This window comes from Nonomuraea sp. NPDC003709, assembly GCF_040610775.1.
GTDB lineage: Bacteria > Actinomycetota > Actinomycetes > Streptosporangiales > Streptosporangiaceae > Nonomuraea > Nonomuraea angiospora_A.
In genome coordinates this window covers 71,018-92,192 of record NZ_JBEXMW010000038.1, presented here as the reverse complement: position 1 = coordinate 92,192, position 21,175 = coordinate 71,018, and the positions used below count along the sequence as shown (strand labels likewise).

Genomic DNA, 21,175 nt, shown 5'->3' with positions numbered 1-21,175 from the left:
TCACGCCTCCTCCTCGAGGTCGATCGCCCGCTCCGGGCAGTTGGCCACCGCCAGGCGCGCCGCCGGCTCCTCCCCCGGCGGCACCACGCCGTCGCCAACCACCTGCCCGTAGCCCTCGCCGTCCTCGCCGAACAGGCCCGGGGCCAGGTCGTAGCAGCGGCCGTGTCCCTGGCAGCGCCCGGGATCGATCTGTACTTTCACTGCGGCTTCTCCGCTCTCTCTGGTGGGGCGATGGGCGGGTCTTCCGCTCTGTCCGGTGGGGTGTTGGGCGGGTTCTCCACTCTGTCCGGTGGGGTGTTGGGCGGGTTCTCCACTCCGTCCGGTGGGGTGTTGGGCGGGTTCTCCACTCCGTCCGGTGGGGCGATGGCGGCAACGACGCGGGTCAGCAGCGCCGACCACTCGGCGTCGTCGACGGCGTGCAGGTCCGGCGTGATGAGCGCGCTGCCCATCGCCAGCAGCAGGCAGAAGTGGGCCAGCGCGTCCGGCGACAACCCGGGGTCCAGCTCTCCGTCTCCCTGGCCCGTGCGTACCAGCTCGGCGATCCAGTCGGCCCGCTCCCCCACGTAGTCACGCATCGGCCGGGCGACGTCCTCGTCCCGCCTGGCCGCGACCAGCGCCTCCACGACGAGGTAACCGGGAGCCTCACGGGGCCGCGGCAGCCGTCGCCCGAGAACCAGGAGCAGCTCCGCGGCCGACCGATCGGGGTCGGCGGCGAACAGGCCCGCCAGGATCCGCCGCCCGTGGGCGCGCAGCGCGGCGACGAGCAGCTCCGCCTTGGAACCGAAGTGCGCGTACAGCGCGCCGTTACTCACCCCGGCGGCGGCGGCGATGTCGGCGACGCGCGTGCCGTCGTACCCGCGTGCGGCGAACACCTCGGCGGCCGCCTTCAGCAACCGCTCACGCGTCTCGGCGGCCGTGACGCCCGCGATGCGACCCATGAGTGAATTTAAAGATTGTTCATTTGATACGTCAAGCACGCCCGCCGGACCACTTCGGGGCTGTCTGGGGCTTTTGCAGATGTCAGTACGGCACACGAGTTGTCAGTGGACTTGGCAGTGGGCCATCGGGGATGGCAGTAGACGCGTGTACCGCAAGAGGTTCAGCCCGTGTGAGCGTGTGAGCGGTAGATGGCCAGTGTGAGACCGGACTACCTCGCCGGTCGGTCCGCCCCCTGCCGCCATCTATAGATGGGGGTCGCACCTGGCCAGGCCGGTTGGCACCGTCCTCGGTCATCTATGCCAAGATTCGAGGGGTGGAGATGACCGACATCACGCGCGCGATCGCGGCTGCGACTTCGGTCGCCGCATCGCTCAACCTGCCGACCAACGACGCAATCGTTCTCCACAACTCGAACAGGCTGGCGCTGCGGCTGACGCCGTGCGATGTCCTTGCCCGGGTCGCCCCCGTGCGACATGAGGCTGCACAGTTTGAAGTCGAGCTCGCTCAACGGCTCGCCCAGGTCGGATGCCCGACGGGCCTCTTGGACCCTCGGGCGGACCCACTTGTGTACACGCGCGATGGCTTCAGGGTGACGCTGTGGACCTACTACGAACCCGTGACACCTCCCACCTCACCAGTCGACTACGCCAAGGCGCTGGAGCAACTGCACGCCGGCATGCGCAAGGTTGACGTGCCGAGCCCGCGGTTCACGGATCGAATCGCGGAGGCGGAAGACGTCGTTGCCAACCCGAATCTTTCGCCAGAGCTAGCCGACGCGGACCGCGCGTTTCTCAGCAGCAGACTGGGAAGCCTGCGACGGGCGATCGAGGACCGCGGCGCCGTAGAGCAGTTGCTGCACGGCGAGCCGCATCCAGGCAATGTGCTCGGCACAAAGGACGGCCCGCTGTTCATCGACCTTGAGACATGCTGCCGTGGACCCGTCGAGTTCGATCTCGCCCATGTCCCCGAGGTGGTCTGCGAGCACTATCCGAACGTTGACCAAGGACTGCTGGACGAGTGCCGGCAGCTCGTTCTCGCGATGGTCGCAGCCTGGCGCTGGGAACCTGGCGACCAGTTTCCGAACGGGCGGCGATTCGGAGAGGAATTCTTGCGCTCACTGCGCAAGGGTCCTCCTTGGCCGACACTCGACACGGTCACCAGGCGACTGGGTGGTCCGTAGAAATCGCCGAAGGTCACGTGAAAGCGGCAAGGAACCAAGCGACGATACTGTCGCCGTTGCAACCCCATGCGCGCCACCTATAGCTGGGGATCGCGGTGACTGGGCGATGGCCTCGCTCATCGTGGCCACCTATCGCTCCCAACGTCCATCTATCGTTCACAGCCTCACCGTGGCAGCTGGCCGTATCCCTCGCGTTTGGCGTTGGTGGTTGAGCCGCAGTCGGGTGAGTCGTTCGCCTCTTGGGTTGATCGGATGGCGGTGCGGAACGGACGCCCGCCGTGGACGCTCGTCGGGTCTTTGGGGCTGGACGTGCGTGTGCAAACCAGCGATGTCCGCTCGCGGAGAGCGTCCGGATGACGCTGCTGGACTTCGAGCCTGAGGTGAGCGGCTTCTCCGGCCGGCCGATGCAGCTGCTTGGCCGGCGAAGGACTACGGCCCTGGGAAGCTGTTACACCGTTTCGGGCCGCCATGCAGCGAGAGGCTCACGGCCTGGACGAGCAGACGTGACGTCGAACTTGTCGGTAGTTTTACGATCTTCCTATAGTCGCGATCATGGATTCTCTGTCAGACCACTACGTCAGAGACGTCGCATCCGCGATGGCCGCGGTGCTTGGTTCGCGCCTGGTGGGCGTCTACCTACATGGCTCCGCAGTGCTCGGTGGCTTCGACGCGCGACGCAGCGACATCGACGTCCTTGTCGTCTGTGCGCATCCCATGACGGCAGATGAACAGGCAGCCGCTGCAGGACGGCTAAGCAACGATCGCCTACCTTGCCCTGCTCACGGGCTGGAACTGAGCGTCGTAACCCTCCCGGTCACCCTGCGCCCCAAGACACAGCCGCCATTCGAGCTCCATGTCACTACAGCGCCCGACGACACCAAGGTCGTCGACGGTCACGGGCACGGGGGAGACCCCGACTTGGTGTTGCACTTTGCCGTATGCCACCAGGCTGGTCGCCTGGTCGGGCCCGGCCGAGCCCCGGCCGAGGTATTCGCTCCAGTCGCCCATGATTTGGTCATGGCCCAATTGGTGGCCGAGTTGCGCTGGGCTGCCGAACACGCACCCGGTGAATACGCAGTACTCAATGCATGTCGTGCCTGGCGGTTCGCAACGGATGGCACACTCGTGTCCAAAATCGACGGTGGCCAGTGGGCGCTCCACCGCGTGTCGACAACGGGCCATGAGTTGGTCCAGTCGGCCCTTGATCGCCAGCGATGCCTACCCGCTACCGAGTTCGACTCACGCGAGGTCAAGCGATTCGTTCACTGGATTCTCTCTAGGATCATGGATGCATCGGCATGACACCGCCTCCGGCTCCGCCGACGTGGAATTCCATGATCATGCGCCTGGCGGGAAGAGATGAATGATCCAGTTCAGCGATCTTTCGGAGCAGGGCGATTGACGGACAACCCCAACCAACTACCGAACAATATTCGGTCCACACTGTCATCTTGAATGTCGTTCGGACGGCCTGATCAGGTGCTGTTCTCAATAACAGTGTCCAGGTCGGCCACAGGTTCCGGTGTCATGTTCAGTGACGCCAGACAGGGGCTGTCTGGGGCCCTTGCAGATGTCAGTACGGCACACGAGTTGTCAGTGGACTTGGCAGTGGGCCATCGGGGATTGACGTTGGGGGCGCTAGTCGGCCCATGGGGGTGATAGGTGGCCCCGCGTTTCCGCCAGGCAGGTCTGACTGGGCGCTTCAGTTGGCGGATGTGCACTTGAGTTAGCGAGTTCCGCGCATACGAGGAGCGAGGAGAGGCTGCTTCGGTCCGGCTCGATCTGCTGTCTTCGCTGGCGAGAGGGATGTTAGGCCGTTTGCGTGCTTGATCCAGATCTGCCGTATGTCTGTGCCGTCGAGACTGCTCGGCCAAAATGGCCCGCATGTCTACCATGCCCGAAGATCACGTTGAGACCGCACAGCCCTCCCCCATCAACGACTACGACAGGATGGCTGAGGGGTACACGGCCGAGAACGAGACGAGCCTCCTGAACGCGTACTACGAGCGGCCCGCGATGCTGGAGCTCGCCGGGGACGTGACCGGCCGGCGCATCCTCGACGCCGGCTGCGGCTCGGGCCCCCTGTTCGCCGCGCTGCGCGATCGAGGCGCCATCGTCACCGGCATCGACGCGAGTGCCGGGATGCTGGAACAGGCCCGGCAGCGACTGGGCGCCGACGCGGATCTGCAGGTCGCCGACCTGGCCGACCCACTGCCCTTCCCCGACGAGGCGTTTGACGACGTCACCGCGTCCCTGGTGCTGCACTACCTGGAAGACTGGGGACCGACACTGGCCGAGCTGAGACGCGTGCTGAAGCCTGGTGGCAGACTCCTCGTCTCGGTCGACCATCCTTTCTCCATCGCTCTCTTTCAGCACATGGCGGGGGAAAAGCCCAAGTACTTCGAGACCCGCAGCCGGACCGAAGAATGGACCATGGGCGGGCAGACCGTCCAGATGAGGTTCTGGAACCGGCCGCTGCACGCGATGACCGAAGCCTTCACCGCGGCGGGCTTTCGCATCAGCGTCATCAGCGAACCGCCGTTCGTGCCGGAAGCCCGCGAACTGTTCCCCGAGGAGCTCCGCGAGATCGAGCCCACCCGCACGAGGTTCCTGTGCTTCTTGTTCTTCGTTCTCGAAGCCCGCTAGGCGCCTCGTAACGATCAATCGTGGTGACTGAGCGTTTCAGCGGACGATTCCCGCAGCTGAAGCGCTCAGTCACAGCAGGGAAGGCCCCTTCACCGGTCCTGGTTTTGACGGACTCGGTGGTACGTCTGCTTCGGGAGTGCTGTGGTTGAGTGCTGACAGTACGCGACGCCCAGGAGGTGCGGTCGGAGTCCTGCGCCACCGCCCAGGCCTGCGATTCATGGTGTCGACCGGCCGGATGCACGGGTTCGAGTCGCTGGAGGAGCAGAAACTGCTGCTGGCGCTGGACTTCGCCGGCGCCGTGATCGAGGTCCTGCCGCAGCCGTTTCGGCTGCGGTTCGAGGCCGACAACGGCTTCGGCGAGCATGTCCCGGATTTCTTGGCGGTGCTGCGAGACGGATCAGCATGGCTGTTCGACGTCCGGCCCGCTTCGTTGATCCGAGATCGGGATGACGTCGCCTTCGCCGCGGCGCGGGAGGCGGCGTGGGCGGTCGGGTGGCGGTCTGCGGTGGTGGCGGAGCACCGTCAGCTCGGAGTCGATCTGTCGCGTCCGCTGTCGGATCGTTCGCTGGTGTGCTCGGCGGCTGAAGGGACCGAAGAATGATGCGACGGGCGGGGCTGCTGGGCCGCTGCTCAGCGCCGCTGCAATGCTCATCGTCGACGAGATCCGCCTTGGCGGCAGCCTGCTGGACGCGCTGCGCTTCTTCATGGACCAACGCCGCTTCGACCCCTGGGCCGGCACCCTCTGGCACGAATACTGCGACGACTATCACCCCACCGCGGCCACCAGCCGGGTCCTCAACCACCTCAAGATGAGAACCGTCGACCCGGCACTGCTCAAACCGCTTGCCCTCTGGGAACCAGGCGCGCCTCATCAGCTGCACCCGCCTGAGACCGTCCAAGACCTGGACTTGCCCGAGGCAGCGCTGCTCCTGGCCGGCGAAGGACTACGCCCCTGGGAGAGGGTTACCTCTCCCCAGGTCGGGCCCGCCGGGAGAAGCACAAGGCAGACAGGGCATCAAACCTATCGGTAGTTTCTGATCATGTCCGATGCCGACTTCACCCCCCTCCGCGTCACCTACCGGACGCCCAAGCTCGGCCGCACCCAGATCCGGGACTGGGCGAGAGCGAACGGCTATCCGATCAGTGAGCGTGGCCGGATAGCTCCAGAAATCACCGAGGCCTTCTTCGCCGCCCATCCCGAGATCCTCGAGCAGGCGAGCACGTTCGAGATGGTCCGCGCCACCGCGAGAACTCCCGGCGCGTCGCCAGAAGATTACGGGTGGGAAAAGGGCAGCGGGCTCGGCGACATCTACGCCATCGTCTTCGTCCGCGGGCTCGACGAGCATGAGGTGCTTCGCCGGATCGGGGCCACAGACGACGACATTCGGCTCATCACGGACGAGGACTACTCTCAGCCGGAAGGGCCGGAGATCATCACCGTGAGACGAATCGAGGACTGGACGATCGCCATCGAGGACTGCGGCTGGCGGGCCTCGCACATGGAGGCCCTCTGCCCTCTTTCCCGCGACGGCGGACAGGCGGTGGCGGTAATGCGACATGATTACGCCGCCCGGCACCGCCTTGCCTACGCGGTCGACGGCGCATACCTCACCGACATCGACCCGACCTTCCCCAGACGGCGGCATGGCGCAGATCCTGACCGGCTCAATCAACACCTTCGTGATCTCGGCACCATGCCGGCATGAGTGCTGGCCTGATCATCGCGATGCCTCTCCGCCAGTGGGGACTCATCGACGCATCCATGGACAACGACGCCAGCGTCGAAACGGTGAACGGCAACCGCCGCCGGGCCGACCTCGCGCGCAGCATCCGAAGGGCCGGTTGGGATCAGCTCGCCCACTGGACGCCGGGCGTTCCGGGCTCCGGTTCGTGGCCGCCGCCGGACGAGATCGTGAAACCCAAGCTCACGATCGCTCAATGGCTTCTCACGAGCGACGTCCTCGAACGCTGGGCCGCAGCCGCCGATCGCACCGGGCGTCACGACACAGCCGCGCAAGAACACGAACTCCGGGAGCTGATCATCTCGCGGCTTCGAGCGCACGGCGTTCAGACTCACTGAAGTCGCCGCAACATGCTCACCAACGGGAGGAACCAAGGGATGAAGCAGGTGCCACACCCCGACCGAGTGGTATTCGTTGACTGGCACGGCGTGCTTTCCTGCGACCCCTTCTGGGCGTCCATCCGAGACAACGCCCGGCATCCGCTTCACTCGCAACTCGTGGAGAGCCTTGCGCTGATCTTCACCGGCGAAGGGGCCCACGCCTGGATGAAGGGCCAGGTGTCCTCCGCTCAGGTGATCGCAGGCATGGGCATCAAGCTGGACCGCCGGTTCCGCGACGACTTCCTCCAGCGCCGGCTACTGGCCGACTGCGCCCGGATGCGGGTCAACGTTCCGTTGTTCGAAATGCTCCGCGAGCTCAAGACGAGTGCCTCGATCGTCGTGTCCACCGACAACCCGGACTGCTTCGCCGACACTTTCAGGCGGGTACGCAAGATCCAGCGCCCGGCTGGCCACCGTCCGGCAACGTTGGCCGAGTGGGCCTTCGTCTGCGACGACATGATCTGTTCCAGCGATGTCGCAGTGCTCAAGAGCGAAGGTATCGTCCGCTTCTTCGGACCTTGGCTGAGCCGGCACGGCATGTCCTTCCAAGACGCGCTGCTCATTGATGACTCAGCGAACAACTGCGCCGCCTTCCGAGAGCGGGGAGGAACCGCTCTGTGCTGGAGGATGGGCGCCGACGACATCACCGAGGCCGCAACCGCGCTCAGCCGATGGCTCGACGGGTCTGCCGCATCCGAGCCCGACGACGTGGTGCAGTGAGTGTGCCCATGCGGCCGGTCGGGTTTCTCGGTCCGGACGTGCCGGGGGCGCGGCGCCGGGACGCGGTGCGGCCCGTGCCCCCGACCAGGACTGGCCGGGGGCACGGGAGAGCCCGCTAGCGGGCGCGGTAGGACAGGATCAGGCCGAGACCCTCGAGAGCGGACTTGTCGCCTTCCAGGACCAGACGCCAGGTCCCGGCGGTGAGGCCGGGGGTCGGCAGGAGCTTGCCCTCGTTGAGGGTCAGGCGTCGTTCGCCGTTGAGGAGGAAGCGGACCGATCCGTCGCCGGCCGGCGAGTACAGGGCGTACACGCCGGTGATGGCGCGGCCGGTCATGCCGGGGAACATGTCCGGGGTGAACGGGAGGGTCAGCGTGTCGTCGGAGCCGTCGACGAACGTCGACCACTCTTCGGGGAACTCCGCCGGGATGTCGCAATAGCGAGCCGTGGCATAGGGCTTGAGCATGCCCTTGACCGCGCCGGCGAAGAGCTCACCGCCCTGTTCGGCGGAGTACTTCACGGTGACGGTGACGTCCAGGAGTTGCGGGGCGCCGCCGGAGGGCAGCTCCAGGCGCCACCGGGAGACCGCGCCGGTGCCCTCGAAGGGAAGGTAACGCTCGTCGTCGTAGCGAAGGTCGAAGAGGCCGTTGTTGTCCTTGTACTCCTCCAGGTCCGACAGTGCGATCTGCTGGCCGCCGCGCCAGTCGGCGCGCAACGTCGCCGGCATCGGGCCCTTGGGGTCGAGGAGGTACTTGACGGCCTTGGGATCGGCCGCGAGCACCGTCCTGCTGTCCAGCTGGGTCAGCACGGCGTTGAGAGCGATCGGCCCCTCCGGGCCGGTGAAGGTGACCGACACCGTCTTGACGCGCCGGCGGTAGTGGCCGGGGAAGTCGCGGTCGAAGAGGGCCTCGGTCAGGGCGAACTCGCAGCGGCCGGTGGTGCGGAGGCCGAGCGCGGCCACCGGGTCCAGCGCCAGCAGCGACACCTTCTTGATGATCTCCAGGCCACGGCGGTCGCTCTCGAGCCACGCCCTGCCCAGCCGCTCCAGGTCCAGCCCCAGGCTTTCCGCGGCGAGCAGGCCGTTGCGCCGGCTCTCCCAGTAGAGCGGCTGGATGTAGTCGGCCTCCCCCTCGGGGACGCCCCGCTCGTACTGGAAGGACCGTTGCGCGGAGCGCGCCATGTCGTACGCCATCGAGTAGGTCTGGAAGTACAGCCCGGCCAGCCGCCCCGACATCCACTGGTACAGCTGGAGGTTGGTGAACTTGCCGGTCATGAAGGCGCCGACGGCCTCCTGGTTGGCGATCTGCTGATCCAGGATCTGCAGTTCGCGCTGGGCGGCCTTGAGGCGGAACTCGGCTGCCTTCACCTGGTGGCCGAGCTGCTCCACGTCGTTGCGGGCGACGGCGAGCTGGAAGGCCCAGTCGCCCGCCATCCGCTCCTGCTCGGCGCGGATGCCGAGCAGCTCGCCGATGACGTTCAGCGCCTCGGCCGCCGACGACGAGGCCTCGCCGCCGTGCTCCAGGGCCTCCGTCACCTGCTCGCGGCCCAGCTTGGTGCCCATGATGAACAGGCCCAGCAGGACGTCCGGCAGGCCCGAGGCGATGGCCGCGCCGGCCTGGAAACCGGTCGCGACGACGTGGGCGACCACCGCCGCGGACATCATGCCGAGCTGCGCCTGCTCCAGCGGCGTCAGCCCGGCGGCGATCAGCCCCTCGTAGTGGTCGACGCGGTTCTGCGCGCCCTGCTCGCTGACCTGCACCTCGCTCAGGCCCTGGGCGGCGATCTCCACCTCCGCCTCGCGCACGGCGCGGGTGAGGGCCAGGATCGTGCCCTCGTGCCGGTTGTTGAGCAGCGCCAGCTCCTCGGAGTCGCGGCGCTCCAGCACGCTGAGCAGGTCGCCGCCGAACTGCCGCAGCTTGTCCACCAGCTCCTGCGCCTTGCGGAAGACGGAGGAGAAGCGGTAGTGCGGCACCGGCAGGGTCGCGGCGGCGGCGAGCCGGTCGAGCGAGGCTCCCGCCGCCGCCCCGCGCACCAGCGCCATCACGTCGGCCGGCGGCTCGAACAGCGGCAACGGCCGGCTGACGCCCATGATGTCGAGCGAGGCCCGGATCTTGCGCAGCCGGTCCTCGACGCGGTCCCAGTACTCCAGGAAGACGCCGTTGGCGGGGACGTGGAAGTACGGTCCCGCGACGCTGGCGTGCACCTCGCCCGCCTTCTCCAGCATCGCGCCGCCCGCGGTGAGCTCGGGGAGCCCATCGTCCTCGGGCGCCCGGCGCAGCTCCTCGTAGGTGAGCGCGGGCGTGAGGGCCCGCGGGCCGAGGTCCTCGGGCGGCCGCTCGCCGAGCAGGTCGTAGGCGAAGATGTAGAGCATCCTGGCCTCGTCGACGCTCTCGGCGGTGTACTGCCTGAAGAGCAGGTCACCCCAGTCGAGCAGGTTGTCGACGTACGCCATCACGACCGCGCGCCGGTAGGCCGGCGGACGCAGCTCGGCGATGGCGTGCGGGTCGAAGGGATCCTCCAGGTACGCCTTCAGCAGCGCGGCCCGGTCGCCCATGAGGTCGTACTGCTGGCGCAGCCGGCCGAGCAGGGCGATGCGTTCCAGCAGGCCCTTCAGCGCCGGCCCGGCCCCCGGCGGCGCCTCCAGCGCGTTGAGCGCCTCCTCGATCGGCGGCACCCCGGCGGTCGACGGCCCGCCGGACGGCAGCTCGGCGAGGTAGTCCTTCTCGGCCTGGCTCAGCTCGCGCTGGTGCTGGAAGGCGGGGGCCATCGGCTCCACCCTGACCAGGATCGCCTCCAGGTCGGCGGCCGGCTTGCTCACGTCGGCCCCTCGGCCGGCGAGCTCGGCCAGGTCGTGGCGGCAGCTCTGGACCAGCGCCTCGACGTCCGCCGCCAGGAACGGCAGGAAGCGCCAGTATCGCGGCACGGTGGGGTCGAAGACGTACTCGTACCAGGTGCGGGCGTCGTCGAAGCGCTGGGCGGCGTTGAGCGCCTGGGCGATGAGCGTGGGGGCGTGGAAGAAGACCTCCCAGTAGTAGATGCCGTTGCCGCTGTTGAAGTCCAGGTGCGTGCCGGCCGGCACACCCTGCTCCGCGGTCGACTCGGTGACCTTGATCGTGGTGGCGTCGGAGACCCGCGTGCTGAAGGCCGGCAGCTCGTCGAGCTCCTGGATCTCCGGCGCGAGCAGCGCGGGCACACCGCCCTCCAGCAGCGCCTTGTTCAGCCTGTACGCCGTGCTGGAGGTGAGCCTGATGACCTCGTGCGGCAGCGCGGCGATCTCGTACGGCCGCTGGACCTTCACCGACGAGGGGTAGGTGACGTACGTGGAGCCGAGGAACAGGTAGAGGTCGGTGCTGTCGAGCACGCCGTCCAGCCCCGTCTCCCAGCCGTCGGGCAGGCCGCCCCAGTTGCCGCTGACCTGGGAGAACTCCTTCATGGACGCCAGCTCTTCGCCGGTCCGCAGCACCGTGTAGTCCTGGTCGCTGAAGACGTAGCGCAGGCCCGAGCGCTGGAAGACGGCCCGGACGCGGCGGCTCATGGGCTTGGGATAGCCGGGGTCGGCCAGAGCGGCCACCTCGCCGCCCTTGAGCGTGTAGCGGACGTACTCGAGGTTCCTGGCGAGGAACAACGTGGCGTCCTTGCCGCCGGTGCCGGGGACGACGTAGGCCGCGTCGACGCCCTCGTCGGTGACGGCCGTCCTGGCCACGCCCAGGGGCTTGATGGGGGACGGCTCGCTCTGGACGTATTCCCTGGAACCGTTGCCGGATTGTCCCCGGCCCTTGCCGGGTTCCTCGCGGGTGATGGACAGGTAGGTGTGGGTGTCGTTGTTGAAGAAGTAGACGCTCTCGCCGTGGCGGAAGGGGGCGCTGACGGGGCCGGACTGCGGCAGGCCGTCCTTGTTGCCCCGCAGCGGGATCGCGCGCTCGTTCTGGCTGTCCCCGCGCCGGTAGGAGTCGCCGTTCACGAGGAAGACGTCGTCGCCGCGGATCAGGAGCGCCCCCACCGGCGTGTTGCCGATCGCCCACGGCGGCTGGAAGGTCTCCAGGGGGTTGCCGGGACTGGTGCGGCGCATCCACACGTGCTGTCCGGCCGAGTGGTAGTACTCCACGCCGTTCGCGTCGACGGCGGCGGCGTCCACCTTGTCCCACTGCGGGAAACCCTCTTCGTTGCCGTTGATCAGCTTCGGATAGCCCACGTCGATCCTGCCGAAGGGGGCACCGGAGTAGCGGTAGTAGTACGCGCCGGAGAACAGGTAGAGGAACCCGTCCTTGACGATGGCAGCGTCGACCCCGGCCTTGTCGTTGTACAGGGGGGTGGGAACGTGTCCCCAGCGTTCGGCCGTCAGCGGCTTGCTGAGGCGGGTGGCGGTCGTCCGGGTCGCGGAGACCTCCACGTAGTAGGGACCGGAGCCGCTCTCGCCGGTGTTGTTGAAGAAGTACCTGACGCCGCCGGGCAGCTCGACCGCGGCGTGGATCGGGGACCACACCGGCAGCTTGTCAGGATTGCCGCTCAGCTGCCGCGGCTCCTCGCCGCTGCCCTCCGGGGCGATCGGCCGGCACAGGAAGCTGCCGCCCTTGTGGTCGACGCTCATCCACGGGTCGCTCTCGGCCCCGGCCGGCAGAGTCAGCTGGACGACCTTGGACTCCTCGATGGGCTCGCCGAAGATCTGCTCCAGCCGGGACGGCCGCACCGGCTCGGGCACCCCCTCGGCGCGGATGGCGTACAGCTCGGGGGTCAGCGCGAACGCCGACTGCACCTTCTGCGGGCCCTCCGGCTTGGCGACCGTGTAGGTGCAGGTGATCAGGATGGTGTCGTGCGTGCCGCCGTCCGGCACCGGCACGGTGGCGGACGCCTGGACGTACAGGCTGACGGCGTCGACGGGCGCGTCCAGCACGTCCTCCAGGGGCAGGACCTGCGAGGGCACCCATTCGCCGTTGAGGTTGCGGAAGGAGTAGTTGACGCGCACGCGGTACTTGGGCGGCGGCGGGGTGAGCGTACGGTTGTCGCCGCTCTGCTGCTCGGTGAGCGTGGTCTGGGCGCCGGGCTCGGGCGCGACCGCCTCGGCCGTGGGCCAGAAGACGAAGATGCGGCCGAAGGCGTGCACCGGGTAGACGATCTCGGCCTCGACCTGCGCGTCGACCTTCAGCCACGGCTCCCAGGTGGCCGACAGGCGCCCGTCGTCCCTGAACTCCGCCTCGCGGCAGTAGTAGCGCCTCGGCTCGGTCCTGGTCCGGCCGAACAGCACCAGCCGCCGGACGCCCGCCTCGGCGCCGTCCGCGCGATAGACGTAACCGCCGGCGATCGAGAGCCTGGAGACCTCGGTGTACTCGTCGAGGTAGCGCTTGTAGGCCTGCTCCACCTTCTCCTGGGTGATCTCGCCCTGCAGCAGGTCGTCCTCCAGGGCGCGGAAGGCGGGCGTCTTGGAGCCGCGCAGCTCGGGGCGCAGGTAGTTCTCCGGGTAGAGGAAGACCTTCCTGTTGGCCTCCCACAGGCGGTAGTTCTTCAGCCAGGCCCACCAGGTCCTGATCCGCCGCCTGGTCTCCTCCGGGTCCCGCCCGCCCGGGACCGTCACCCGCTCCAGGTCGAGCAGGTAGCGGTGCACGTAGAGCTGGGCGGCCGCGATGGCCTCGCGCACCCGTGAGGTGCGGCCCTGGCCGCCCATCTCGACGTCGGCCAGCAGCAGGTCGTACAGCTCTCCCGGGGTGCCTGGGGCGATCGAGACGAGGGCGTCGCGCTTGAGCACGTTGATCTCGTCGTGGACGGCGGCCGACAGCGCCTCCCACTCGCCGGTGTACAGGCGCTCCATGATCCCGTAGAGGGCGGTGTTCGCGGTCGCCAGGGCGGGCGAGTCGCCGAAGGCGGGCTGCCACACGTCGGTGTAGAGCGTGGACGGGGCCTCCCCCATCCGGTCGGTGAGCGTGAACAGCTCGACCAGGCGGAGCAGGAACTCGACCTCGAAGCGGTCCTCCTCCCGCCGCACCGGTGCGGCGCTCACCGCCGCGGCCGCGATGGCCTCGGGTTCGGCGGTCAGGAGCGCGGCGTTGCGCTTGGCCCACCTGATCTCGTCGACGTCCCAGCCGAACAGGTCTCCCAGGTACGCGTACGGGTCCTGCACCACGGCCGGCGGGTCCAGCAGGAAGGCGGGCAGGCCGTCCGGGTGCCGGCGGGCGAGGTCGATGAACCTGGAGATCGTGTGCACGTCGCTCAGCCGGTAGTCGGCCGTGCCGCCCCAGCGGTAGCGGAACCGCTGCGGGTAGGTGCGGTCCACCTCGTGATAGCCGCGGGAGTAGCGTACGTATTCGTCGCCCTTGCACAGGTACGTGCGGTCCTCGAAGACGAAGGCGCCGTCGACGCCGGACTCGAAGCGGCCCGGCAGGTCGCCCCAGTCGTCCCGGACGGTACGGGGGTGGCCTTCCTCCACGAACTCCAGCGCGCCCGGACGGTAACGGACGTACTGCTCGCCCTTGAAGGCGTACAGCTCGCCGGTGGGCGCGGCGAAGGCGGCGTCGATCAGCCGGTGGCCGGCGTCGGCGAAGGCGTTGCGCACCTTGCCGAACAGGGAGTTGACAGGCTGCGCGGCCGGTTCGCCGACCCGCAGACAGCGGTCGCCCTTGATCAGGTGGACGACGCCGGCGGGGCCCGGGGTGCGGAAGGCCGCGTCGAGGCCGTCGGCGAAGTCCGCGGGCGGGTCCTGCATGCGCAGATCGAAGGCGAGGCCGGGGAGGATCGCGCGGGGATAGCCGTCGTCGGCGTACGCGTACTCGGTGCCGGTGTAGCGGACGTACTGGTCGCCGGAGAACAGGTAGGTGTGCGCGCCGGTGACGATCGTCGCGTCCACCTTCTCCCTCTCCACGAGGTTGTTCCGGACGCGGCCGAGGACGGCGAGGTCACGGGTGGCGATCGCGGCGCGGGAGACGACGTGGCAGGAGCCGCCCGCGAAGAGGTAGGCGGTGCGGCCGTTGGCGATGGCGGCGTCGATCGTGCGGCCGGTGACCGCGTCGTCGAACGACTCCGGCAGGTTGGCGAAGGCCGCCTCCCGGCGCAGGTTGCCGACGATCTTCTTCGGGTAGCCGGGATCGATGTAGCGGTATTCGGAGCCGGTGTAGCGGACGTAGCGGTCGCCGGAGAACAGGAACGTCGTGTCGTCGCCGAAGACGCAGGCGGCGTCGATCCTGGCGGTCGCGTCGTCGGGCACGAACGGGTTGGGCGACCTGCCCCACCGGTCGCGGATGACCGCGAGCGGGGCGAAGTCGTGCCCGTCATGGCGGGAGTACTGCTCGGAGAGGAAGAAGTACGTCGAGCCGTCCGGCGCGGTGAACGCCGTGCGCAGCGCGTCACCGTCTTCCCTGCTGGATTCGAGGGTGCGCTCGAAACCGGGCCAGAGCCGCTCGATCGGGCGCGGGTAGGACCAGGCGCCGGCCCGCTCGTCGTACTGCACGCAGTGCTCGCCGAGCAGCAGGAGCATGGTGTCGCCCGCGAACAGCACCGCGTCGGGCACGGGGTGTCCGGGTATGCGGTACTGCTCGGGCACCTGCCAGAAGCTCTCGTCGGCGAGCTGCGGCTCGCCGTCGGGCTCGGTGTAGTCCGTGCCGGAGTAGACGAGGTAGCGCATGCGGCCTTCCTCGTCGGGCGACTCGAAGACGTACGTCTTCGTGCCGCGCACGTACGCGAGCGCGACGTCGTCCAGGCCGCCCCAGTGCTCGGAGATGAGCCGTGGCTCGCCGTCGATGGTGAGGCCGGGGTTGGGGGCGGCGGTGTCGGCGGGGCCGGGGTCGGCGTAGGCGACGAACTGGTCGCCGCTGAACAGGTACGTCCTGCCGTCCCGGCCGACGAACGCCGCGTCCACCTTGTTGTCCTGATAAATCGTGTTACGTGGCTTGCCCCACTCCTCGGCGAGGAGGTACGGCCTGTTCAGCCGCGTGTTGACGCAGTTCGGCCCCTTGAACAGGTACGTGGTGCCGTCGGCGCCGCGCAGCACGGCGTCGAGCCCGCTCCGGAACTCCTCCGGCGCCGCGCGCAGCGACCGCGGCGTACCGGTCTCCTGCGCGAACCCGAAGCCCTCGACGGCCTCAATCCCCGCGCGATGGCGCCAGCCGTTCCCGTCCTCCGCCAGCAGCTTGCCGTCCTCCAGGAAGGCGCAGCTCAGCCCGCTCAACGAGGCGTCGTCGTAGCGGCGGTAGAGGCCGTCCGACACGATGTGGCAGCGGCCGGCGCGGAAGAGGTGGACGTTGCGGCGGTCGGCGAAGGCGGCGTCCACGCCGTCGAGCGTGACGTCCAGGGCCGCCATCCCGGGCTCCCGCGACAGCGCGGACAGCGCGGCCGGATAGCCGTCCTGCACGTGGTCGAGCTCCGTGCCCAGGTAACGCACGTACTGGTCGCCGGAGAACAGGTAGGTGTAGTGGTTGTCCACCTTCCTGCCGTCGATCTCCTCCGTCACGGTCCTGGTCAGCGCGGCGTCCACCAGGCCTGTCCGGGCGATCCTGTTGACCACGTTGCCCCAGTACGCCGGGACGGAGGCCGGGTAGCGGTCGTCGGCCCTGGTGTAGTCGCCACCGGAGAAGCGGGTGTACCGGTCGCCGGAGAAGACGTAGGTCCGGCCGTCCTTGCCGACGAAGGCGGCGTCCACCCTGGTGAAGGGCAGCAGGCTGTCCCAGTGGCCACCGATCGTGCGCGGCTCCGACCACCAGCGGTGCCGGGCGTCGGACACCACGAAGCTGTCCTCGGCGAAGAGGTACGTGCGGCCGGTGCCGTCGGTGAAGACCGCGTCGATGACCGCGAAGCGGGGGTCGGCGGCCAGCGAGGCGGGCAGGTTCCACCAGTTGTCGGAGACCGGCTTGGGGTAGCCGGCGTCCGGGGTGGCGTAGTCCCTGGTGGAGTAGCGGACGTGGAAGTCGCCGCCGTCGGCGTGCACCTGGATGTGCAGCGGGTTCCTGCGGAGCGTCAGCGCGATGCCCTGTTCGGTGCCGACGTGCCACGTCCGGTACTCGTCCGTGCCCTCGGAGGTGACGGTGGCCTTCTCGGCCAGGGTCAGGCCGTGCTCCAGGAAGTGGCGGCGCAACGCGGGCGACAGGCGGCCCTCGTTCAGCTCCGGCTCCTGGGCGAGCGGCACGTCGAACAGGTGGCCGCCCTGGCCGAACAGGTACGTCTTTCCGTCCATCACGAAGGCGGCGCCGACCTTGCGCAGCCCTCCCCAGTCGCCGGCGATCCTGCGCGGGTAGCCGAGGTCGACGACGGCGTAGTCGGCGCCGGAGTAGCGGATGTACCTCTCGCCGCTGAACAGGTAGGTCTTGCCGTCCATGCCCACGAGCCCGGCGTCCACGGCGCCGCCGGCCAGCACGTCGGCGACCCTGCCCCAGCGCTCGGCCGTCGGCTGCGGCACGCCGCCGCCGGAGGCGGCGAAGGAGACCGTCCTGCCGTCCTTGAACAGGTGCACCATCCCCGAGACGGGCTCGGTGAAGGCCGCCTCGACGCCGGTGTGGAACTCGCCGGGCAGACGGGCGAACTCGGTCTCGATACGCCGCGGATAGCCGTCGTCCACCCGCACGCCGTCGTTCTCCAGGCTGTCGGTGTAACGGACCACCTGGTTGCCGCGGAACAGGTACGTCCTGCCGTCGGGGCCGGTGAACGCGCAGTCGAGGCTCTGCGCGCCGTCGAAGGCGTTGCGGATGCGGCCCCACCGGGCGGAGATCGGCTGCTCCTGCCCGCCGATCTCGAAGTAGCGGCCGCCCGCGAACAGGTGGACATGCCCGTCCACGTCCTGGAAGGCCGCGTCGAGCGCCCCGGTGAACGCCTCGGGCAGCGGGGTGTCGTGTCCCTCGGCCTGCCACCATTCGGCGACGCCGCGCGGGTAGCCCTCGTCGACTGTCGTGAAATCGGGGTTCGAGTACCGGATGTACTGGTCGGCGCAGAACAGGTAGGTCTTGCCGTTCTCGTCCACGTACGCGCTGTCGATCCGGCGCGGGGCCTCGAAGTTGTTCCTGACCTTGCCCCACAGCTGGTCACGGGGGGCCCAGCGGATGCTGCCCGGCTCCTTGACGAACAGCCGCGACACCTCCCGTTCGGAGACCTCGTCACCCTCGTTCCGCTCGACGGCGCGGCCGACGATCCACTCGGCGCCGTGGGGGAAGGCGAAGGCGGCGTCGACCCGGGTCAGCCCGGTGAACCGGGGCGACAGCTCGGTCAGCGCCTTGGACCTGGGGTCGAGCAGGGCGTACGTGTCGGCGGAGTAGGCCCAGTAGACGTCGCCGGCGAACACGTAGATATGGCCGTCGGAGCTGCGCAGCACCGCGTCCACGACGTCGACGCCCGGCGGCAGGGCCAGGGGCTCGGGGTATTTGCCGGTCAGGTCCTGGTCGTGGAAGGCGACGGCGACCTCGGTCTCGTCCATGCCGAGCTTGCCGGCCAGCAGCGCGAAGCGGCGGATGCGCTCGTAGGCGGCCTGGAAGTGCGGATCGGACAGCCGCCGGGGAACGGCGATGACCGGCGGGATGAGGATCTCCATCGCCTCGGGCAGCCCGCCGGCGACGCCCGCGCAGATCGCCGCGGCGCTCTCCTGAGGCACGCCGAACGCGTCGGCAAGCGCGGAGGTCAGCGCCTCCTGCTGCTGCCCGGCGCGGCTCTCCAGCGTGGCGGTCACCTCCTCGACCGCCTCGGCGAGCGCCACGGCGACCGCGTGCAGCAGGAAGAACACGTCCCGCTCGAAGTCCTCCAGCCCCTGCAGGGCGAAGCTGACGACGTTCGCCGGGTTGGCGAAGAAGGGGACCGCCTCGCGCGGCACGGACAGGCCGTCGGTGAGGTGTCCCTGCGCGATCAGCTTCTCGACGACCAGGCCCTGCTGCTCGTCGTCGAAGCCGAGCTCGCCCAGCGCCTCCAGGTGGATCCGGTACGGCCGCTCGTCCTGCGCGCACTCGGCGACCCGCCGGGCCACGATGCCGGTCTCGGCCGCGGTGAACCCGTCGCCGAGCGTCTCCACCTCGGCGACCGGCCAGCCGTCGCTCAGATAGATGCCCTCCATCGCGGCCATCGCCCGCTGCGCCATCGCCAGGTCCGCGACCTCGGTGAAGTCCTCGGGGGTGAAGGTGTAGAGCTCGGCCGCCAGCTCGCCGATCTGCCGTTTCGCGGCGTCGAGCACGGCGTTCCGGTGGGGGTGGAATTCGGGCGGCAGCGCGAAGTCGGCGGGCCGGAGCGCGGCCAGCGCCTGCTTGTTCAGATAGCGGCCGTTCTCGTCGATGTAGCCGTTGAAGCGCAGCCCGTCCATCAGCCGGGCCAGCCGCGCCTCGCTGAGCCGCAGCCCCGCGAGGAGCCCGGGGTCGAGGACGAGCGGCTCGGCGCGGAAGGCGTCGATGCGCCGGCGCAGCAGGGTGAGCACCTCGGGGGCGACGTCGGACAGGCCGGCGTTGACGCGGAACGCCTCGACGTTCTCCTCGTCGGCGAAGAACGCCGGATCCTGGACGGCACCCTCCTCGTCGACGTACCCGTGGTAGATCAGGTTGTCGTACAGCTCGTCGAGCTGGCCCTGGGACAGGTTGCCGACCGTGGCCAGATCGGAGGGGTAGAAGGACGAGGTGCCGTTGCCGACGCTGTTGATCAGCTTGAACAGCGCCTCCTTGAACGACGCGAAGTCCCGCTCCAGGTTCAGGGCGTAGTCGGTCTCGGGCATGCCCTCGGTGACGAGCGTGCCGTCGGCACGCAGCCGTCCGCTGAAGACGAGCTGCGCACGGATCTTGCCGGCCAGCCGCTCACCGAGCCCCAGTCCGATGAGGTCGTCATCGACGATCATGCCGAGGGAGGTGACCGCCTCGTGCGCGGCCACGGCCACCGTGTCCGGGTCGAGGCGCAGCAGCCGGGCGTCGCGTTCCGACACCACCGCGCCGGTGTGGGTCGCCAGCACGTCGTGTACGGCCTGCGCGGCCCGCGGCCCGAAGCGCTCGCCCTCGAACATGGCCGGCTCCATGGCCACCGCCTGGAACCGCTGGTCGAGGCCCTCCAGCACCGCGAGCCGGTCATCCCCGCCGGACGCGCCGGACCCGCTGGACCCACCGGACGCACTGGACCCGCTGGACCCGCTGGACCCGCTGGACCCGCTGGACCCGCTGGACCCGCTGGACCCGCTGGACCCGCTCCCCAGGATCTCGGCCAGTTCCTGGGCGCCGAAGCCGCCGTCCTGCATCCACCGGGCGACCGCGAGCAGCGTCTGGGCCAGCCACAGGCCGGAGGCGGGGTCGCCGCCCTCCAGGATGCGGTAGCAGTCCTGCGTCGTCGGCTCGACCCCGCCCAGGAGGGAGAACGTGGAGTACCGCCACAGCGACGGGTCGCTCTCCAGCACCCCCAGCAGGTCGAACAGCTCCCCGGCGGACATGCCGAGCGCCGAGGTCAGCCTGCCGGTCCGCCGCAGCAGCGCGATCTGTGACGACCCGATCGGACCACGGTCGAAGGGGCTCGGCTCCAGGGCGCTGTAGCGGTCGCGGTAGCGCCGCACGGTCTCCACGATGTCGCTCTCGGAGGTCCCGATCCCGATGGCCAGCTTGCGGCGGTACTCCTTGTTGTGCGGGCCGAGGATGTCGCCCGACATGGCGGGCAGCTCCTCGGGCACCGGCTCGACCTCCGCCACCAGCCCGCACACCGCGTCGACGGTGAGGTCGTAGCCCTGCCGCAGGTGCACGGCGAGCGCGGTGATCCGCAGCGCGGCCGCGTCGAGCGTGCCCCCGCAGCACGTGGTCAGGACGCGATCGAGGTCGCCGAGGCCGAGCCCGGTCCACCTGGCCAGCCGGACGATCCGGCTGATCCGGTCGTACCAGCCGGAGGTGGCCCCCTCCAGCCGCGTGCCGTCCGGCGACATGGCGACCGGCTCGCTGCCCTGGTTGACGTACGAGTCCTTGGGCGGGCGCACGAGGTCGTCCGGCTCGCCGAGCAGCTCCCGCAACTGCAGCGCCGACAGGCCGGTCACCTGCTTGAATCGTTCCACATCCGCGAGCGAGGTCAGCGGATCCTGCGGTGCGAGCCCGTAGAACGCCTTGATCCCCGCCTCGTCCGCCGGTGATGTCAGATGCGTGACGGCCTCCGCGGACAATCCCAGGAACAGCCGGGCCACCGTGTCGGCGTCGGCCACCGGAGCGAAGATCCGGTAGAGCTCGTCCGGTCCGGTCCTGAGGTGCCGGAGGTAGGTCTTGAAGCGCTCCTCGTCCAGCGAGAACGGCATCCCGAACGGGTACTTCAGCCGCTGCCGCATCCGCTCGTACGGCTGGTCCCCGGCGAGCCTCTCCAGCAGTTCGATGACGATGTCCAGGTAGGGAGCCTCGCCGAAGGTGTTCTCCCCGTCCAGCAGGACCCTCTTCAGGTCGGCGCGCCGGTCGTCGCCGAGCAGCGACGGCTGCTCCAGAACGGTCTCGAGCAGCCCCAGGAGATCCGCGAGATAGGCCCCCGGCGAGTAGACCGTCCTGGCCTCGTCCTCCTGCCGATGATCGAGATTCGTGTCGTCGAACAGTTCCTCGTAGCTCGGGATCGGCTCGTTGCCCGCCATGCGTCCCCCCTCAGAGAAGCCTGTGTAGTCCGGACCGACTCCACAGAGCGGCCCG

At 69.1% G+C, this 21,175-nt stretch carries 11 protein-coding genes; 8 read left to right on the top strand and 3 right to left on the bottom strand.

Features of this window, described 5'->3' with window-relative positions:
* A complete protein-coding gene (locus ABZX61_RS59435; protein WP_355210443.1) occupies positions 1-201 on the bottom strand; it encodes a ferredoxin in 201 nt (66 codons plus the stop codon).
* Positions 198-938 carry a TetR/AcrR family transcriptional regulator gene (locus ABZX61_RS59430; RefSeq protein WP_355210440.1) on the bottom strand — a complete coding sequence of 247 codons (741 nt, stop codon included), beginning with the start codon at positions 936-938 and terminating at the stop codon, positions 198-200. The genes ABZX61_RS59435 and ABZX61_RS59430 overlap by 4 nt, the downstream gene beginning before the upstream one ends.
* A gap of 320 nt (positions 939-1,258) precedes the next feature.
* On the opposite strand from ABZX61_RS59430, the gene ABZX61_RS59425 reads away from it, so the two are divergent.
* The 8 genes from ABZX61_RS59425 (at position 1,259) to ABZX61_RS59390 (ending at position 7,607) form a co-directional block, all read left to right on the top strand.
* Positions 1,259-2,119, top strand: coding sequence for an aminoglycoside phosphotransferase family protein (locus ABZX61_RS59425; protein WP_355210437.1), 861 nt, complete (start codon positions 1,259-1,261; stop codon positions 2,117-2,119).
* A gap of 552 nt (positions 2,120-2,671) precedes the next feature.
* Complete coding sequence (locus ABZX61_RS59420; protein WP_355210434.1) at positions 2,672-3,421, top strand: aminoglycoside adenylyltransferase domain-containing protein; 750 nt, start codon at positions 2,672-2,674, stop codon at positions 3,419-3,421.
* A 573-nt stretch (positions 3,422-3,994) separates the two neighbouring features.
* Positions 3,995-4,765 carry a class I SAM-dependent methyltransferase gene (locus ABZX61_RS59415; protein ID WP_355210431.1) on the top strand — a complete coding sequence of 257 codons (771 nt, stop codon included), beginning with the start codon at positions 3,995-3,997 and terminating at the stop codon, positions 4,763-4,765.
* A gap of 217 nt (positions 4,766-4,982) precedes the next feature.
* Positions 4,983-5,366, top strand: coding sequence for a hypothetical protein (locus ABZX61_RS59410; protein WP_355210428.1), 384 nt, complete (start codon positions 4,983-4,985; stop codon positions 5,364-5,366).
* 43 nt (positions 5,367-5,409) lie between these two features.
* Positions 5,410-5,796 (top strand): hypothetical protein, encoded by a 387-nt coding sequence (locus tag ABZX61_RS59405; protein ID WP_355210425.1) that lies wholly within the window; start codon positions 5,410-5,412, stop codon positions 5,794-5,796.
* Positions 5,797-5,805: 9 nt separating this feature from the next.
* Positions 5,806-6,471, top strand: coding sequence for a histone-like nucleoid-structuring protein Lsr2 (locus ABZX61_RS59400; RefSeq protein ID WP_355210422.1), 666 nt, complete (start codon positions 5,806-5,808; stop codon positions 6,469-6,471).
* On the top strand, positions 6,468-6,845 hold the full coding sequence (locus ABZX61_RS59395; protein WP_355210419.1) for a hypothetical protein: 378 nt from the start codon (positions 6,468-6,470) through the stop codon (positions 6,843-6,845). Before ABZX61_RS59400 ends, ABZX61_RS59395 begins: the two co-directional genes overlap by 4 nt.
* 39 nt (positions 6,846-6,884) lie before the next feature.
* Positions 6,885-7,607 carry a hypothetical protein gene (locus tag ABZX61_RS59390; RefSeq protein ID WP_355210416.1) on the top strand — a complete coding sequence of 241 codons (723 nt, stop codon included), beginning with the start codon at positions 6,885-6,887 and terminating at the stop codon, positions 7,605-7,607.
* A gap of 115 nt (positions 7,608-7,722) precedes the next feature.
* Here ABZX61_RS59390 and ABZX61_RS59385 read toward each other — a convergent pair whose 3' ends face one another.
* Positions 7,723-21,120, bottom strand: coding sequence for a hemopexin repeat-containing protein (locus ABZX61_RS59385; RefSeq protein WP_355210413.1), 13,398 nt, complete (start codon positions 21,118-21,120; stop codon positions 7,723-7,725).
* Positions 21,121-21,175: the final 55 nt, after the last annotated feature.

Coding starts and splice junctions, on each gene's coding strand:
- ABZX61_RS59395 (WP_355210419.1), top strand. CDS start 6,468: ATGAGTGCTGGCCTGATCATCGCGATGCCTCTCCGCCAGTGGGGACTC.
- ABZX61_RS59390 (WP_355210416.1), top strand. CDS start 6,885: ATGAAGCAGGTGCCACACCCCGACCGAGTGGTATTCGTTGACTGGCAC.
- ABZX61_RS59410 (WP_355210428.1), top strand. CDS start 4,983: ATGGTGTCGACCGGCCGGATGCACGGGTTCGAGTCGCTGGAGGAGCAG.
- ABZX61_RS59385 (WP_355210413.1), bottom strand. CDS start 21,120: ATGGCGGGCAACGAGCCGATCCCGAGCTACGAGGAACTGTTCGACGAC.
- ABZX61_RS59405 (WP_355210425.1), top strand. CDS start 5,410: ATGCTCATCGTCGACGAGATCCGCCTTGGCGGCAGCCTGCTGGACGCG.
- ABZX61_RS59400 (WP_355210422.1), top strand. CDS start 5,806: ATGTCCGATGCCGACTTCACCCCCCTCCGCGTCACCTACCGGACGCCC.
- ABZX61_RS59415 (WP_355210431.1), top strand. CDS start 3,995: ATGGCCCGCATGTCTACCATGCCCGAAGATCACGTTGAGACCGCACAG.
- ABZX61_RS59420 (WP_355210434.1), top strand. CDS start 2,672: ATGGATTCTCTGTCAGACCACTACGTCAGAGACGTCGCATCCGCGATG.
- ABZX61_RS59425 (WP_355210437.1), top strand. CDS start 1,259: ATGACCGACATCACGCGCGCGATCGCGGCTGCGACTTCGGTCGCCGCA.
- ABZX61_RS59430 (WP_355210440.1), bottom strand. CDS start 938: ATGGGTCGCATCGCGGGCGTCACGGCCGCCGAGACGCGTGAGCGGTTG.